General features: G+C 66.8%; 15 protein-coding genes and 1 riboswitch. Of the genes, 9 read left to right on the top strand and 6 right to left on the bottom strand.

Annotated features, from left to right (window positions below; all coding sequences use genetic code 11):
- Positions 1-31 precede the first annotated feature (31 nt).
- Positions 32-1447 carry a DEAD/DEAH box helicase gene (locus tag RZR99_RS24530; protein ID WP_323122371.1) on the top strand — a complete coding sequence of 472 codons (1416 nt, stop codon included), beginning with the start codon at positions 32-34 and terminating at the stop codon, positions 1445-1447.
- 41 nt (positions 1448-1488) lie between these two features.
- Here the strand turns inward: RZR99_RS24530 and RZR99_RS24525 are convergent, their stop codons facing one another.
- The 3 genes from RZR99_RS24525 to RZR99_RS24515 all read right to left on the bottom strand — a co-directional run bounded on the left by RZR99_RS24525 (position 1489) and on the right by RZR99_RS24515 (position 4861).
- On the bottom strand, positions 1489-2022 hold the full coding sequence (locus RZR99_RS24525; RefSeq protein ID WP_323122370.1) for a hypothetical protein: 534 nt from the start codon (positions 2020-2022) through the stop codon (positions 1489-1491).
- 74 nt (positions 2023-2096) lie between these two features.
- The gene (locus tag RZR99_RS24520; RefSeq protein ID WP_323122369.1) at positions 2097-2924 is read right to left on the bottom strand and encodes a ferritin-like domain-containing protein; all 828 of its coding nucleotides are present in this window, start codon (positions 2922-2924) and stop codon (positions 2097-2099) included.
- A 296-nt stretch (positions 2925-3220) separates the two neighbouring features.
- Positions 3221-4861 carry a gamma-glutamyltransferase family protein gene (locus tag RZR99_RS24515; protein ID WP_323122368.1) on the bottom strand — a complete coding sequence of 547 codons (1641 nt, stop codon included), beginning with the start codon at positions 4859-4861 and terminating at the stop codon, positions 3221-3223.
- A 218-nt stretch (positions 4862-5079) separates the two neighbouring features.
- On the opposite strand from RZR99_RS24515, the gene RZR99_RS24510 reads away from it, so the two are divergent.
- Both RZR99_RS24510 and RZR99_RS24505 read left to right on the top strand, forming a co-directional pair.
- Positions 5080-5859, top strand: coding sequence for a DeoR/GlpR family DNA-binding transcription regulator (locus RZR99_RS24510; protein WP_323122367.1), 780 nt, complete (start codon positions 5080-5082; stop codon positions 5857-5859).
- A gap of 315 nt (positions 5860-6174) precedes the next feature.
- Complete coding sequence (locus RZR99_RS24505; protein ID WP_273999025.1) at positions 6175-6372, top strand: hypothetical protein; 198 nt, start codon at positions 6175-6177, stop codon at positions 6370-6372.
- Positions 6373-6454: 82 nt separating this feature from the next.
- On the opposite strand, the gene RZR99_RS24500 is transcribed toward RZR99_RS24505, so the two are convergent.
- Positions 6455-6829 (bottom strand): hypothetical protein, encoded by a 375-nt coding sequence (locus RZR99_RS24500; protein ID WP_323122366.1) that lies wholly within the window; start codon positions 6827-6829, stop codon positions 6455-6457.
- Between the two features lie 165 nt (positions 6830-6994).
- On the opposite strand from RZR99_RS24500, the gene glpD reads away from it, so the two are divergent.
- The 4 genes from glpD (at position 6995) to RZR99_RS24480 (ending at position 11809) form a co-directional block, all read left to right on the top strand.
- On the top strand, positions 6995-8530 hold the full coding sequence (gene glpD / locus RZR99_RS24495; protein WP_323122365.1) for a glycerol-3-phosphate dehydrogenase: 1536 nt from the start codon (positions 6995-6997) through the stop codon (positions 8528-8530).
- Positions 8531-8607: 77 nt separating this feature from the next.
- Positions 8608-10110, top strand: coding sequence for a glycerol kinase GlpK (glpK, locus tag RZR99_RS24490; RefSeq protein ID WP_323122441.1), 1503 nt, complete (start codon positions 8608-8610; stop codon positions 10108-10110).
- Positions 10111-10200: 90 nt separating this feature from the next.
- On the top strand, positions 10201-10917 hold the full coding sequence (locus RZR99_RS24485; RefSeq protein WP_323122364.1) for an MIP/aquaporin family protein: 717 nt from the start codon (positions 10201-10203) through the stop codon (positions 10915-10917).
- Between the two features lie 205 nt (positions 10918-11122).
- Positions 11123-11809 (top strand): HAD family hydrolase, encoded by a 687-nt coding sequence (locus RZR99_RS24480; protein WP_323122363.1) that lies wholly within the window; start codon positions 11123-11125, stop codon positions 11807-11809.
- Positions 11810-11854: 45 nt separating this feature from the next.
- Here RZR99_RS24480 and ribB read toward each other — a convergent pair whose 3' ends face one another.
- Positions 11855-12577, bottom strand: coding sequence for a 3,4-dihydroxy-2-butanone-4-phosphate synthase (ribB, locus tag RZR99_RS24475; protein WP_323122362.1), 723 nt, complete (start codon positions 12575-12577; stop codon positions 11855-11857).
- A gap of 125 nt (positions 12578-12702) precedes the next feature.
- A riboswitch (FMN riboswitch) is annotated at positions 12703-12851 on the bottom strand.
- A 124-nt stretch (positions 12852-12975) separates the two neighbouring features.
- Positions 12976-13638: a helix-turn-helix domain-containing protein gene (locus tag RZR99_RS24470; protein ID WP_323122361.1), complete on the bottom strand. Its 663-nt coding sequence runs from the start codon at positions 13636-13638 to the stop codon at positions 12976-12978.
- A gap of 426 nt (positions 13639-14064) precedes the next feature.
- On the opposite strand from RZR99_RS24470, the gene miaB reads away from it, so the two are divergent.
- Both miaB and RZR99_RS24460 read left to right on the top strand, forming a co-directional pair.
- Complete coding sequence (gene miaB / locus RZR99_RS24465) at positions 14065-15438, top strand: tRNA (N6-isopentenyl adenosine(37)-C2)-methylthiotransferase MiaB (RefSeq protein WP_323122360.1); 1374 nt, start codon at positions 14065-14067, stop codon at positions 15436-15438.
- Positions 15439-15466: 28 nt separating this feature from the next.
- Entirely contained in the window at positions 15467-16522 is a 1056-nt protein-coding gene (locus tag RZR99_RS24460) for a PhoH family protein (protein ID WP_323122359.1), read from the top strand.
- Positions 16523-16551: the final 29 nt, after the last annotated feature.

Raw genomic sequence — 16551 nt, 5'->3', positions numbered from 1 at the left:
GTCGCCCTCCTATATAAAGTTAAGAGTCTCTATGTCTTTCGCTTCTCTCGGCCTCGCCGAACCGCTGGTCCGGGCCGTCAATGAACTCGGCTACACCGAGCCCACGCCGATCCAAACCCAGGCGATTCCCGCCGTGCTCGGCGGCGGCGACCTGCTCGCCGGCGCGCAAACCGGCACCGGCAAGACCGCCGGCTTCACGCTGCCGATCCTGCAGCGCCTGCACACCTTCTACGCGGCCAATCCCGGCGCGAAGCGCGCGGTGCGCGCCCTGATCCTCACGCCGACCCGCGAACTCGCGGCACAGGTGGAGGAAAGCGTGCGCGGCTACAGCAAATACGTGAAGCTGCGCTCCACCGTGATGTTCGGCGGCGTCAGCATCAATCCGCAGATCGACGCGCTCAGGCGCGGCGTCGACATCGTCGTCGCGACGCCGGGCCGCTTGCTCGATCACATGCAGCAGAAAACCATCGACCTGTCGCACCTCGACATCCTCGTGCTCGACGAAGCCGACCGGATGCTCGACATGGGCTTCATCCACGACATCAAGCGCGTGCTCGCGAAGCTGCCGCCGAAGCGCCAGAACCTGCTGTTCTCCGCCACCTTCTCGGACGAGATCAAGGCGCTGGCCGACAACCTGCTCGATTCGCCCGCGCTGATCGAGGTCGCTCGCCGCAACACGACCGCCGAAACCATCGCGCAGAAGATCCACCCGGTCGATCGCGATCGCAAGCGCGAACTGCTCACGCACCTGATCCGCGAACACAACTGGTTCCAGGTGCTGGTGTTCACGCGCACCAAGCACGGTGCGAACCGGCTGGCCGAACAACTCGTGAAGGACGGCATCAGCGCGCTCGCGATTCACGGCAACAAGAGCCAGTCGGCCCGCACGCGCGCGCTGAGCGAGTTCAAGACCAACACGCTGCAGGTGCTGGTCGCGACCGATATCGCCGCGCGCGGGATCGACATCGACCAATTGCCGCACGTCGTCAACTTCGACCTGCCGAACGTGCCGGAAGACTACGTGCACCGGATCGGCCGCACGGGCCGCGCGGGCGCGAACGGCGAAGCGGTGTCGCTCGTCTGCGTGGATGAAAAGCAGCTGCTGCGCGATATCGAACGGCTCATCAAGCGCGAGATTCCGCAAGAAGTGATCGCGGGCTTCGAACCCGATCCGAACGCCAAACCGGAGCCGATCCTGCGACGCGGCCAGCGCGGCGGCGCAAGCGGCGGTGGTGGTAGCGGCGGCGGTAATCGCGCCCCGCGCGCCGCCGGCCAGGCGCAAGCACCGGCCCAAGGCTCGGCCAAACGCGACGGCGGCGGCCAGCAGAAGCCGGCCAAGCCGCGCGGCGCACCGCAAGGCGGCAATGGACCCCGTCCGGCGGGTACCGGCGGCAGCGCGCACGCGAATCGCAACCGTTCGTCGCGCAGCGGCCAGCGCGGCCGTTAAGCTTCAGCGGGCTGTGCGGCACCGCGCGCGGGCCATGGCGGCTAGCGCGCGGCCGCCGCCGCTTTCAGTGCCTCGACCTGCCGCGCCCAGCGATCGATCACGGCGGCCGCGTCCTTTCCCAGTTCGAACGTGATGCCCGCCGTCAGCCGCGCGTAGCCGACCCGCTGCACTTCTCCGCGCACGATCGTCGCGCGGAAACACGCGAGCCCCGCAGCCGTCGTGCCGGCCGGCTCGACGTGCAGCTGTACCTGGTAGAAAGCCGCCTCGGCGACGAAGCCCAGCGTGGCCGCGCGGCGCGCCGGCAGCGCCCGAGCGCCGCGAGAGCCGGGCCAAAGAGAGAAATACAGCGTGCGGGAATCGGGCGCGTAGAGTTCGCCCGCACTCAACAGCGCGGTGCGTATCTCAGGTGTGGCAACGGGATCGTCCGGCCGATCGCCGGCCGTGTCGACGACGAGCAGCGACGCGGTGAACCCCGCCTTCTGCATCAGGCGTTCGCCGTCGAATAGCGCGACGACGGCAGGCGGCCACGCGTCGAACGTCGTTCGTTCGAGCGCGCGGCGGTCGGGATCGGTCACGGCGGGTTCCTCGCGAAGTCACGGATACGACCCGCAGCATACGCGTACGGCACGACGACGCCCACCTGCCCGAGTCACCTGAAGAAGACGTGTTGAGTCAGCTTTGTCAGCGGGTATTGCACGCCCGGCTGAATGCGCGCGGGCAGGTCGAGCGGCTTCAGCAGCATCTTCACGCACATCTCGGCGGACAGATTGCGGCGCACCAGCGCATTGACTCTCGCCGCGCGTTCACGGTGATAAGCGGAATCGCCGATGCGATCCGGATAGCGAATGGCGAATACATGCCGCAGCGCAATTTCCGAATCTTCATTCTTGATTTCCATCACTCGTCGCAATAACGCGCCGAGCACCGCAAGCCGGCCATTGCCTTCGATTTTGTTGTATTTCTTGAAGTATCTGAAAAAGTGCTTGTAATGCCGCACTTCGTCGGTCCGGATGTTGTCGGTGATCTGCTTGAGCACGGGCTCGTCCGAGCAGTCGTTGATCGCACGGTAGAGCGTCGCGGTCCCGGTCTCGACGACGCAGCGCGCGACCATCTCCAGCGCCCGCGTCTTTTCGAATGCCTCGACCGAGCAAGTCTTCGAATATTCGTCGAAGAAATTCCTGAACGCGAGATCCCAGTCGAACTCGGGCCAGACGTACGCGATATACGCCTTCAACGCGCGGCCGTGCTGCAGTTCCTCATGTTCCCATTCGCTATTGAGCCAGGCGGATACTTCGGGATCGTCGTTGAAGAACTGGCTCAGGTTGCTGGTGTAGAGATCGGATCCGCTTTCGATGAACGATGCCGCGCACAGCAGCAGCAGCAGATCCTCGTTGGCCGCCGCGCGTTGACGATCGATCCGCGTCAAGTCGATGTCTTCAATACGCCAGGGCATGACATGCGTCGTTTCAGCCTGCATGGTGTCAGCTCCCAAGCGCCGCATTCGGCATCGAGCCCAGCCGGGCACGTGGTGTCGCGCGTGCAAGATTGGCGCTCTTGTCGAATACAGCGTTTTGCAATCGGTTATTCGATAGTCCCTGGCATCTTAGCCGGACTTTTATCATCGTGCTCCCAATCACTGACCATGCGGAACTAGCGCGGTTCCACGGTCGATCTCACGCAATATTAGACAGGTAATTCGAAAGGCGTTTGCGTATAAAAGGAAAGCGGCCGTCATGGCCGCTTTGCTTACAAGACTTAAAAGAAACGGGACGGTCAGAATCCGGCCGCCAGACCGTCGCGCCGGCTGTCGCTGGCGGCCACGTAGCCGCGCTCGGGCTCGTCGCGGTCCAGCCGCCAGATGAACTGGCCGGAGCCGAAGTCCATGTAAGGATCGTCGATCGACTGGATCGAATGGCCGCGCGCCTCGAGTTCGGCGACCACCGCCGGGTCGAGCGTCGCTTCCACGTCCAGCGTGAAGTCGCGGTTCACCTTCCAGCGCGGCGCGTCACACGCGGCCTGCGGCTGCTGGCCGTAGCCGAGCATCCGCACGAGCGTCTGCAGGTGTCCTTGCGGTTGCATGTCGCCGCCCATCACGCCGAAGCTCATCACCGCCTCCTGCCGGCCGGCCACCTGCTGCGTGACGAACGCCGGGATGATGGTGTGGAACGGCCGCTTGCCGCCCTCGACCACGTTGGGCGACGCCGGATCCATCGAGAAGCCGCAGCCCCGGTTCTGCAGCGCGATCCCCGTACCCGGCACCACCAGCCCCGAACCGAAGCCCATGTAGTTGGACTGAATGAAGCTCACCATCATTCCGCGCTCGTCGGCGGCGCTCAGGTAGATCGTGCCGCCGGCGCGCGGCATGCCGAAGCCGAAACGGGTCGCGCGCTTCATGTCGATCAGCCTGGCGCGCTCGGCGAGGTAGCCGGCATCGAGCATCTGCTCCGGCGTGACGTCCATCGAGCGCGGGTCGGCAACATAGCGATAGGTGTCCGCGAACGCGAGCTTCATCGCCTCGATCTGCACGTGCTGCGAATCTGCCGAATCGAGCGGCAGATTCGGCAGATCGAAGCGCTCCATGATGCCGAGCGCGATCAGCGCGGCGATCCCCTGCCCGTTCGGCGGAATCTCGTGCACCGTGTGACCCCGGTAGTCCTTGCCGATCGGCTCGACCCACTCGGGCCGGTAGCCGCGCAGGTCGCCGGCCGTCAGCGCGCCGCCGCCGTCGCGCGCGAAGCCTGCGATCGCCTCGGCGAGACTGCCCTCGTAGAACGCGCGCGGGCCTTCGTTCGCCAGCGTGCGCAGCGTCTGCGCGTGGCCCGGGAAGCAGACCCGCTCACTGACCTGCGGCGCGCGGCCATGCGGCATGAAGGTGTCGGCAAAGCCCGGCAGCCCCTGCAGTTCGGGCACGGCCGCCGCCCACTTGTGGGCGACGATCGATGCGACCGCATGACCGCGCTCGGCGATGTCGATCGCCGGTTCGAGCAGATCCGCGAACGGCAGCGCGCCGAATTTTCCGTGCAGCGCCTCCCAGCCTGCGATCACCCCGGGTACGGTGACGGTGTCCCAGCCGCGCTTCGGCTGGCGCGCGAGACCGTCGCCCGCGTCGCCGTGACGGCGCCGGAAGTAGTCGACGTTCCACGCGGCCGGCGCCACCCCCGACGCGTTGAGTCCGTGCAGCTTCGCGCCATCCCAGACCAGTGCGAACGCGTCGCCGCCGAGGCCGCACGATACCGGTTCGACCACCGTGATCACCGCCGCGGCCGCGAGCGCCGCATCCACGGCGTTGCCGCCCTTCCACAGCATCCGCAGCCCGGCCTGGGCCGCGAGCGGATGCGACGTCGAGACGATATTGCGCGCGAAGACAGGCATGCGCGTCGTCGGATACGGGTTCTGCCAGGTAAAACGGGTCATGTCGAAACTCTCGGGTCGAGACGATGAAGAGGCCTGCCGGCAGGCCTGAAGCCTGCCATTCCAGCGCGAATCGCGGCTTCGATCAAATTCATTTATCAAATGAATCCATGCATCTGATGCATGAATGAACCCTGTGGCGGCCGCGACGAGCGCCGAAGGTTCGTTCGAACCCACTTACAATACCGCCTTACCGTCCCATCGAGCCCTCAGAACGCGATATGACCCGTGACCCTCGCATCAGCCTCAACGCGCGCCAACAGGAACTGCTCGATTGGGTGCAACGCGACGGCTTCGTGACCGTCGACGATCTCGCCGCGCACTTCGACGTGACGCCGCAGACGATCCGGCGCGACGTCAACTGGCTGGCCGACCTGAACCTGCTGCGCCGCTACCACGGCGGCGCAAGCCTGCCCACCAGTTCCGAGAACGTGTCGTACACCGCGCGCCAGCGGATGTTCCACGACGAGAAGCGCCGCATCGCGACGCTCGCCGCGTCGCACATCCCCGACCAGGCGTCGTTGTTCATCAACCTCGGCACGACCACCGAGGAAGTCGCCCGGGCGCTCAACCGGCACCGCGGGCTGCGCGTGATCACCAACAACCTGAACGTCGCAGGCATGATGAGCGGTTACCCCGAATGCGAGGTCCTGATCACGGGCGGCATCGTGCGCCCTTGGGACAAGGGCATCGTCGGCGAACTGGCGATCGATTTCATCCGCCAATTCAGGGTGGACTACGCGATCATCGGCACGTCGGCGATCGAGACGGACGGCACGCTGCGCGATTTCGACACGCGCGAGGTGCGGGTCGCCGAGGCGATCATCCAGCATGCACGCACCGTCTATCTGGTGACCGATCATTCGAAATTCGGCCGGCCCGCGCTGGTGCGTCAGGGCCATCTGAACCAGATCGACGCGCTCTTCACCGACAAGCCGCTGCCCGCCGAGATGGATGAGACGGTCGCGGCGGCCGGCACGCAGGTCTACGTCGCCGACTAGCCTTCCCGCTCGTGCGCGCTGCTGCGGCGCACCCAAAACCTCAAGTGAAATCAAGAAGTTGGCGCGCAAGCGAACCCGCTTCGCGGCCCTTTTGCTGTCAATCAGAAAATTATCGGGGCGGGATTTGGAGATGTCCGCACGATTGACTAGACTCCAGTTCCCCGACGCGACTGCCTGCACGATGCGGGCAGCCGGAGCGAGAAGAGCGCCAACGCCGGCGGTAGCAGCTTTTCCCCCCACGCCTTCCCTCGCTGGGTAACTCGTACCGGACCGATCAGCCGGTTCGTGGGCAGTACGGTTGTCATGGAGAGAACGATGCTAAGTCCGCATGAATTTGCCACGCTGTTGCTTGTGAAGGACGCGCCCGATCAAGCCGACATGGAGCGCGACGAACTGGATGCGCTGCTGGAGCGTCAGCTCGTCAAGCTGGAAGCCCTCGGTTCGGGCCGGAAGTATTGCGTCACCGAAAGCGGCGACGCCGCGTTGAGATCGATCAAACACCGCTTCTCCTGAAGCGGCTCGTGCTCGACGCTCCCCTCACCCCGGGCGGCAGCCCCGGCCAGCCGGGCCGCGCCGCCTTTCAAACCCTGTTGCTTCAGCCGCCGCGCAGCGAAGGATCGACCGCCGCGCGCCAGCTGAGCGCCTGCGCACGTGCCCCGTTGAAATAGCTCGCCCACTGGCCGCGCGCGGCCGGGTCGGCGTTCGCGCCGAGTGCCGCATGACGCGCAACGAGTTCGTTCTTGAACGCGCAGAACTGCGGCTCCGTCACCTTGCCGTGGCGCTTCGCCACCCATGCGTCGTAGAGCGCCGAATACACCGACGGCGCATCCGCCCCGTAATCGGCCGCCGTGCCGCCGCAGCTCGCCTGCAGATCCGCGAACGAAGGCGCGCCCCAGCCGCCCGACAGCGGCGGCGTCCCCACACATCCGGCCAGCAGCGCGAACGCACCGGCCGCCATCAACTTGCGCATACTCCACCTCGAAACGGTTCGATTCCGTGAGTATCGTCCGGGATCGAACGGCGCGCCACCCGACCCTCTTAAACGAACTTTACTTTTTCGCTTTTGTTCATTAAATTTCGAATTCGAACATTTCTAGTTCGCCTCATTTTCTGTTACAGACGGTAGGGACAGCAGGTGACTCAACAGAATCGGTATGATCTGCTCGTCGTCGGCGGCGGGATCAATGGGGCCGGCATCGCGCGCGACGCGGCCGGCCGCGGCCTGTCGGTGCTCCTGTGCGAGCAGGACGACTTGGCGTCGCATACGTCTTCGTCCAGCACGAAGCTGATCCACGGCGGGCTGCGGTATCTCGAGTACAAGGAATTCGGGCTGGTGCGCAAGGCGCTGCAGGAGCGCGAGACGCTGCTGCGCGCGGCGCCGCACATCATGTGGCCGCTGCGCTTCGTGATGCCGCACATGCCGAACCTGCGTCCGGCGTGGCTGATCCGGATCGGCCTGTTCCTCTACGACCACCTTGCGAAGCGCGAACTGCTGCCGGGCTCGCGCGGCATCGACATGCGCCGTCACGCGGCGGGCGCGCCGCTGATCGATTCGATCAAGCGCGGCTTCGTCTATTCGGACGGCTGGGTCGACGACGCGCGCCTCGTCGTGCTGAACGCGATCGACGCGCAGGAGCGCGGCGCGCGCATCCTCACCCGCACCAAGCTGATCGCCGCCGAACGCGGCAACGGCGAGTGGCGCGCGCAGCTGCAGAAGGCGGACGGCACCGTGATCACGGTCCACACCCGCGCGATCGCGAACGCCGCCGGTCCGTGGGTCGGCTCCGTGCTGCACGGCGCGCTCGGGCGCGGTGCTCAGCACAGCGTGCGGCTCGTGAAGGGCAGCCACATCATCACGAAGCGCCTGTTCGACCACGATCACGCGTACATCTTCCAGAATCCGGACAAGCGGATCATCTTCGCGATCCCCTACGAACACGACTACACGCTGATCGGCACGACCGACGTCGAGTACCACAACGACCCGGCGAAAGTCGCGATCGACGGCGACGAAACGCTCTACTTGTGCGAGTCGATCAATCGCTATTTCAAGCGTAAGATCTCGCCCGCCGACGTTCACTGGACCTACTCCGGCGTGCGCCCGCTCCTCGAGGAGGAGGGCGCGGACAACCCGTCCGCGGTAACCCGGGATTACCGGCTCGACCTGGACGAAGGCGACAACGCCCCGCTGCTGTCGGTGTTCGGCGGCAAGATCACGACGTTCCGCAAGCTCGCGGAGGAAGCGTCCGATCTGCTGTGCCGCGCGCTCGGCTCGTCCGCCGGCGCCTGGACGGCCGGCCAGGCACTGCCCGGCGGCGACATCGCGCAGGCGCGCTTCGCGCCGTTCGCCGACGGTTTCGCGAAACGCCATCCGTGGCTGCCGGCCGGCCTCGCGCGCCGCTATGCGCGGGCCTACGGCACCCGCGCCGAACGCGTCGTCGGCCCCGCGAAGTCGCTGGCCGAACTGGGCGCGGCGCTCGCGCCCGGCCTCTACGAAGCGGAACTGCGCTATCTGCGCGACGCCGAATGGGCGACCTGCGCGGACGACGTGCTGTGGCGCCGGTCGAAGCTCGGCCTGCACGTCGCGCCGGGCACGCTCGATGCGGTCACGGCCGCGGTCGATGCGTGGTTTGCGACGGCGCGCGAGCCCGCCGCGCCCACCGCGCACTGAGAGAAGGTCCCGTAACACCCAAACGCGCCGCTGCTTGCGGCGCGAATCACAACGACGTTTGCATGGAGATGAGACAAATGCCGGATCAGTACATCCTCGCTCTCGACCAGGGCACCACCAGTTCGCGCGCGATGCTGTTCGATCGCCAGGGCAACATCGTGTCGATCGCCCAGAAGGAATTCGAGCAGATTTATCCGCAGCCCGGCTGGGTCGAGCACGACCCGCAGGAAATCTGGTCGACCCAGGCGGGCGTCGCGGCGGAAGCCGTCACCCGCACCGGCCTGAACGGTACGTCGATCGCCGCCATCGGCATCACGAACCAGCGCGAGACCACGATCGTCTGGGATCGCGAAACCGGCCAGCCGATCTACAACGCGATCGTGTGGCAGGACCGCCGCACCGCCGATTTCTGCGACCAGCTGAAAGCGCAGGGCCTCGACGAGAAAGTGCGCGCGAAGACCGGCCTGCCGATCGATTCGTATTTCTCCGGCACCAAGATCCGCTGGATTCTCGACAACGTCGAAGGCGCGCGCGAGAAGGCGCGCCAGGGCAAGCTCGCGTTCGGCACGGTCGACAGCTGGCTCGTGTGGAACTTCACGAAGCACGAACTGCACGTCACCGACGTGACGAACGCGTCGCGCACGATGCTGTTCAACATCCACACCCGCCAATGGGACGACGAGCTGCTCGAAGCGCTCGACATCCCGCGCAGCATGCTGCCCGAAGTGAAGGCATCGTCGGAAATCTACGGCCACACCAAGACCACGGTGTTCGCATCGAAGATCCCGCTCGCCGGCATCGCGGGCGACCAGCAGGCCGCGCTGTTCGGCCAGATGTGCACGACGTCCGGGATGGTGAAGAACACCTACGGCACCGGCTGCTTCCTGATGATGAACACCGGCACGAAGCCGATCGAATCGAAGAACAACCTGGTGACGACGATCGCGTGGCAGATCGGCGACGAGGTGAACTACGCGCTCGAAGGCAGCATCTTCATCGCAGGCGCGGTCGTGCAGTGGCTGCGCGACGGTCTCGGCATCATCAAGAGCGCGGCCGAAATCGAGGCGCTCGCGGCCAGCGTGCCGCATACGGACGGCGTGTACCTCGTGCCCGCCTTCGCCGGCCTCGGCGCGCCGCACTGGAATCCGCGCGCGCGCGGTTCGCTGTTCGGCGTCACGCGCGGCACCACCTCCGCCCACATGGCGCGCGCGGCGCTCGATTCGATCGCCTACCAGTCGCTCGACGTGCTGAAGGCAATGGAAGCCGACTCGGGCATCCGCATCGGCGAGCTGCGCGTCGACGGCGGCGCCAGCGCGAACAACCTGCTGATGCAATTCCAGGCCGATCTGCTCGGCGTCGATGCCGTGCGCCCGCAGATCACCGAAACCACCGCGCTCGGCGCCGCGTATCTGGCGGGGCTGGCGATCGGTTACTGGAAGAACCTCGACGACCTGCAAAGCCAGTGGCAGCTCGACAAGCGCTTCACGCCGTCGCTGCAGGGCAAACAGGTCGACGAATGTCTCGCCGGCTGGCAGCGCGCGGTACGTGCGGCAAAAGTCTGGGCGGACGACGCCAAATAAACCGAAGCTCCGCTTCGACCCCTCAGTAAAAATAGCAGGCGGGCCGCGCAATCGCAGCGCGAGTCCGCCGCACTGGTAGAGAGACACACAATGTCACCTTATATTGCAGAGTTCATCGGCACGGCGATCCTCGTCCTGCTGGGCAACGGCGCGGTCGCCAACGTACTGCTCGCCAAGACCAAGGGCAAGGGCGCCGACCTGATCGTGATCGTGATGGGCTGGGCGATGGCCGTGTTCGTCGCGGTCTACGTGACTGCATCGTTCAGCGGCGCGCACCTGAACCCGATCGTCACGATCAGTCTCGCGCTCACGGGCAAGTTCGCATGGTCGAAGGTCGCCGGCTATATCGCGGCACAAATGCTGGGCGGCATGGCGGGCGCGCTGCTCGTATGGCTGGCCTACCGCCAACACTTCGCGAAGGAAGTCGATCCCGACCTGAAGCTCGCGGTGTTCTGCACGGCGCCCGCGATCCGCAGCGTCACGCACAACGTGCTGACGGAGGCGATCTGCACCTTCGTGCTGATCCTCGGCGTGCTCTATCTCGCCGCGCCACAAGTCGGCCTCGGCGCGCTCGACGCGCTGCCGGTCGGGCTGCTGGTGCTCGGCATCGGCATCTCGCTCGGCGGTCCGACGGGATACGCGATGAGCCCCGCGCGCGATCTGTCGCCGCGCATCATGCATGCGCTGCTGCCGATCCCGGGCAAGCGCGACAGCGACTGGCGCTACGCATGGGTGCCGGTGCTGGGGCCGCTGCTCGGCGGCTCGCTCGCGTCGGGCCTGTACCTGTACCTGCATTCGACGCGCTGAACGGCGGCGCGCCTCGTCCGCACAACACAACACAGCCCGCATGCGGCAACGCATGCGGGCTGTTTCGTCACCGGGCCGGACCCGCGTCTGTTGCACAGGCCGCTTACGCCGGATCCGCCGCGCTCGCGGTACCCGCCGCGCCGGCGAAAGCACGTATCATGGCGTTTGATGCGCCTTACCGTTGCCCGACCCTTTCCTTTCTCCTATGCTCGACCACCTCATTTGCGACTGCGACGGCGTGCTCGTCGACAGCGAAGTGATCGCCGATCGCGTGCTGTTCGAGACGCTGTCGGCCGCCTTCCCCGCCATCGATTTCGAAGCCGACGCGAGTGCCGCGTTCGGCCAGCAGACCTCGCGCTTTCTCGCCGGCCTGGAAGCCCGCCACGGCATCGCGATGCCGCCGGATTTCCTGCAGACGATCGACCGGCACATCGAGGCCGCGCTCGCCCGCTCGCTGACGCCGATCGCCGGCGTGCGCGACGCGCTGCTGAAGGTGACGCTGCCGGCGGCGGTGGTATCGAACAGCCGGCTCGAGCGAGTGCGCCATTCGCTGAAACGCGCGGCGCTGACGGAGGTGTTCGGCGAGCGGGTATTCAGCGCCGAACAGGTCGCGCGTCCGAAGCCCTATCCCGACGTGTATCTGCTCGCGGCCGGCGCGCTCGGCGTCGAGCCGGCGCGCTGCCTCGTCGTCGAGGACAGCGTATCGGGGTTGAACGCCGCGCGGGCGGCAGGCATGAAGACGGTCGCGTTCGTCGGCGCGAGCCACATCCCCGGCGGCTACGAGGACGCGCTCCGCAAGATGGGCATCACGCGCATCATGCGATCGATGGATGAATTGCCGGCGCTCGTCGAAGCGGGCCTGCGCGGCGAATTCGGCGACGTGCAGTCGTAAGCGCGGCGCCTCGGCGGCCGGCCCGCGAGCCGACCGCCGGAAGCCTCACGCCGCGTCGATGCAGCAGGCTTCGCGCTCGCGCACGGCCGCCAGCCCGGCGCGGAACGTCACCAATTCGGCGATCGTCAGCATCGGCAGATCATGGCGCTCGGCGAAACGCGCGACATCGTCGCCGCGCGTCATCGTGCCGTCCGGATTCATCAGCTCGCACAGTACGCCGGCCGGCTTGAGGCCCGCGAGGATCGTCAGGTCGACGGTACCCTCGGTATGGCCCCGGCGCGCCAGCACGCCGCCCGGCGCCGCGCGCAGCGGAAACACGTGGCCGGGGCGAACGATGTCGGCCGGCTTCGCGTGATCGGCGATCGCCGCGCGGATCGTCGTCACCCGGTCGGCGGCCGACACGCCGGTCGATACGCCGGTGCGCGCCTCGATCGACACCGTGAACGCGGTACCGTTCTTGCTCTCGTTCAACTGCGCCATCGGCGGCAGTTCGAGCGCGCGCACCGTCGCATCCGGCAGGCACAGGCAGACGATGCCGCTGCATTCGCGGATCAGCAGCGCCATCGTGGCATCGGTGAGCCGTTCGGCGGCGACGATCAGGTCGGCTTCGTTCTCGCGGTCGTGATCGTCCTGCAGGACAACCGCGCGGCCGTCGCGCAACGCATCCAGCGCGGCGGCAATGCGCGGCGGCACCGCTTCGGTGTCGAGCAACGGGAGATCGGCAAAAGCGTCGGCAGGCGCCGACGAGGAAGGCAGCGGAAAGGACATGGAAACGCTCCTCGCAAAACAGAATGGGCGAAAAACGTTTCAGGGCATTGCAAACAGACAGAACGACGCCCCTCCGCTCCATGCGAACGCATGCAGCGGGCGAGGCCTGACGCACGTGACTATCTGCACATCTTCTTTCATCCGGACTGTGACCGTCGGCTCTGGCTTCCAACCAGATCTGCTGACCCCGTGCGAAGCACGGGCGCTCGCGGGCTTGTCGGCTCGAAGCCGACCTACCGCCGGTGGGGAATTTCGCCCCGCCCTGAAGACGCACTGATTGCCGGACGAACCGGCGGGCCAAGGATACAACAGCCGCGGACGCGCCGCAGCGGAAACCGCCAAAACGCCGCAGCGGAAACCGCCAAAACCCTACTGACGACGCCGTCTAAACCCGCGCGTCACTCCGGCACGTGCCAGCGCGGCGGCACTTCGGCGTTCACCGTGACGCGAAACGCGCGCGCCTCGGTGTCGCCGGGGTTGCGCAGCGTGTACGGCTGGTCGGCGTCGAACACGATCGCGTCGCCGGTCGCGAGCAGTTGGCGGCGCTCGTGCACGCTGATCTCGAGCGTGCCTTCGCTGACCACCAGATTCACGCTCGTGCCCGGCGGCCGCTGCGCGCCCGTCTCGGTGTGCAGCGGCGCGATCCGCAGCTCGTGGAACTCGGCCGCCGACGGTTCGCCTTCCGGATACAGCGCCCGCGTCGAAAAGCGGCCGTTCGAGCTGATCACGCGCGCCGCCCGATCCGCTGCGAGATGTTCGAAACCGTTCACCGCGTGGCGGCGCAGGAAGGCCGCGACCGACACCTTCAGCGCCGCCGCGATCTTGCACAGCACCTTGATCGACGGCACGCTGCGCGCGGACTCTATCTGCGCGAGCATCGCCCGCGACACGCCGGACAACCGCGCCAGCGCGTCGAGCGACAGCTGCCGCTCGGCGCGCAGCCGCGCCAGATTCACGCCGACGAGCCGCTCCAGCGCATCGAACGGCTCATGCGGCGCGAACGCCGCGGCCGCGCCATCCGCGGCGGACACCTCGCGCACCAGCGCCAGGGAAGAATGCATGGAATAGCCTCCAGGGCTGCGCGGCAGCCCAGCGAACTCAGGTGGGGCAAGACTAGCATCGGGGTTCGCGGGGGCAAACGAAGTTATCTTCACACTGTTATCAGCATTGCAGAGGAATGCGCGCCGCCGCCGGCCCTTGCGCCGCCGCGGCCGCGCACGCCGGACACCGCGCGTCGGGCCGGACCGCCGCTGAACAAGGGCCACACCACATGGCTCGCCGCGTCGCAGTTCGCGCCCCGCCCGGCAAGCCCGAAAAGCTATAATGGAAAGCTTTCCCGGCGGTATCTCCGGCGCATCCGCGCCGCTTCGCGACACGCGCGGCTCCACGCCCGTCCCGCGAGCGGCGCCGGTCGGCGGCCCATGATCCGTCCCCGATCCATTTTTTGAACGACGCCCCCAGGTCAACCACTGCGAACGGCGAACCCCATGACCAAAAAAGTTTACGTAAAGACCTTCGGCTGCCAGATGAACGAGTACGACTCCGACAAGATGGTCGACGTGCTCAACGCCGCTGAAGGCCTCGTCAAGACGGACACCCCGGAAGACGCGGACATCATTCTCTTCAACACCTGCTCGGTGCGCGAAAAGGCGCAGGAAAAAGTGTTCTCCGATCTCGGCCGGGTTCGCGAGCTGAAGGAGGCGAGGCCCGACCTGCTGATCGGCGTCGGCGGCTGCGTCGCGAGCCAGGAAGGCGCGTCGATCGTCGCGCGCGCGCCGTACGTCGACCTGGTGTTCGGCCCGCAGACCCTGCACCGGCTGCCCAAGATGATCGACGCGCGACGCGCGAGCGGCCGCGCGCAGGTCGACATCACGTTCCCGGAAATCGAGAAGTTCGACCACCTGCCGCCCGCGCGCGTCGAGGGACCGAGCGCCTTCGTGTCGATCATGGAAGGCTGCAGCAAGTACTGCAGCTATTGCGTCGTGCCGTACACGCGCGGCGACGAAGTGTCCCGCCCGCTCGACGACGTGCTGACCGAAATCGCCGGCCTCGCCGACCAGGGCGTGCGCGAAGTCACGCTGCTCGGCCAGAACGTGAACGCGTATCGCGGCGCGCTGACGAACGGCTCGCCCGACATCGCCGATTTCGCGACGCTGATCGAATACGTGGCCGATCTCCCCGGCATCGAGCGCATCCGCTACACGACGTCGCACCCGAAGGAATTCACGCAGCGCCTGCTCGACGTCTACGCGAAGGTGCCGAAGCTCGTGAACCACCTGCATCTGCCGGTGCAGCACGGCTCGGACCGCATCCTGATGGCGATGAAGCGCGGCTACACGGTGCTCGAGTACAAATCGGTGATCCGCAAGCTGCGCGCGATCCGGCCGGACCTGTCGCTGTCCACCGACATCATCGTCGGCTTCCCCGGCGAGACGGAAGACGACTTCAACAAGACGATGACGCTCGTCGAGGAGATGCGCTACGACACCAGCTTCTCGTTCATCTACAGCCCGCGCCCCGGCACGCCCGCCGCGAACCTGCACGACGACACGCCGCGCGAGGTCAAGCTCAAACGCCTGCAACATTTGCAGGCGACGATCGAGGAGAACGTCGCGCGCATCAGCCGGTCGATGGTCGGCAGGGTCGAACGGATCCTGGTCGAAGGGCCGTCGCGCAAGGATCCGAACGAGCTGGCGGGCCGCACGGAAAACAACCGCGTGGTGAATTTCCCCGCCCCCGTCGCGTCGCATGCGCGCCTGATCGGCCAGATGATCGACGTGAAGATCAATCACGCGTACCCGCACTCGCTGCGCGGCGATCTCTCGCTCGCGCACGACGATGCCGGCGCGAGCACGCACTGAACGTCCACCGAAGGAGCCTGACGCCACTTTGAAAACCGCCCAAGCACTGGAATTCACCGCGCCGCGCGACGACAACGCCCGCCTCGCCAATCTCTGCGGCCCGCTCGACGAGAACCTGCGGCAGATCGAACAAGCGCTCGACGTCACCCTGCAGCGGCGCGGCCACCGGATCGCGATTCGCGGCCGCGGCGCCAAGCTGGCGCTCGCGGCGCTCGAGAACTTCTACAACCGCGCCCGCGAACCGCTGTCGCTCGACGACATCCAACTGGCGCTCGTCGAGGCCCGCCACGCGGCGAGCCGGCCGGCGCGCGCGAACGGCGGCGACGAACCCGACGTGCGCTTTCGCGGCGACCCCGATCATCCGTTCGACGACCCGGCCGCGCGCCTCGACGACGAACCCGACGACGAAGCGGCGCCGAAACTCTACACGCGCCGCGCCGACCTGCGCGGCCGCACGCCCGCGCAGCGCGAATACCTGAAGCAGATCCTGTCGCACGACGTCACCTTCGGCATCGGGCCGGCGGGCACCGGCAAGACCTATCTCGCGGTCGCCTGCGCGGTGGACGCGCTCGAACGCGATCAGGTCAAGCGCATCGTGCTCACGCGCCCCGCCGTCGAGGCGGGCGAGCGGCTCGGCTTCCTGCCGGGCGATCTCGCGCAGAAGGTCGATCCGTACCTGCGCCCGCTCTACGACGCGCTGTACGACCTGCTCGGTTTCGACAAGACCGCGAAGATGTTCGAGCGGCAGATGATCGAGATCGCGCCGCTCGCGTACATGCGCGGCCGCACGCTCAATCACGCGTTCATCATTCTCGACGAGGCGCAGAACACCACGCCCGAGCAGATGAAGATGTTTCTCACGCGGATCGGCTTCGGATCGAAGGCGGTGGTGACGGGCGACACGACCCAGGTCGATCTGCCGCGCGGCCACAAGAGCGGCCTGATCGAGGCGCAGCAGGTATTGACGGACGTGCGCGGCATCGCGCTCACGCGCTTCACCAGCGCGGACGTCGTGCGCCACCCGCTGGTCGCGCGGATCGTCGAGGCCTACGACGAATTCCACGCGCAGCACAAGGACGCCTGAACCGGCGGGTGCGGCGCTCGGCCGCACCC

The sequence above is a fragment of the Burkholderia alba genome (assembly GCF_034721475.1).
In the GTDB taxonomy this organism is placed as follows: domain Bacteria; phylum Pseudomonadota; class Gammaproteobacteria; order Burkholderiales; family Burkholderiaceae; genus Burkholderia; species Burkholderia alba.
This window is presented reverse-complemented; position numbering and strand designations above follow the sequence as displayed.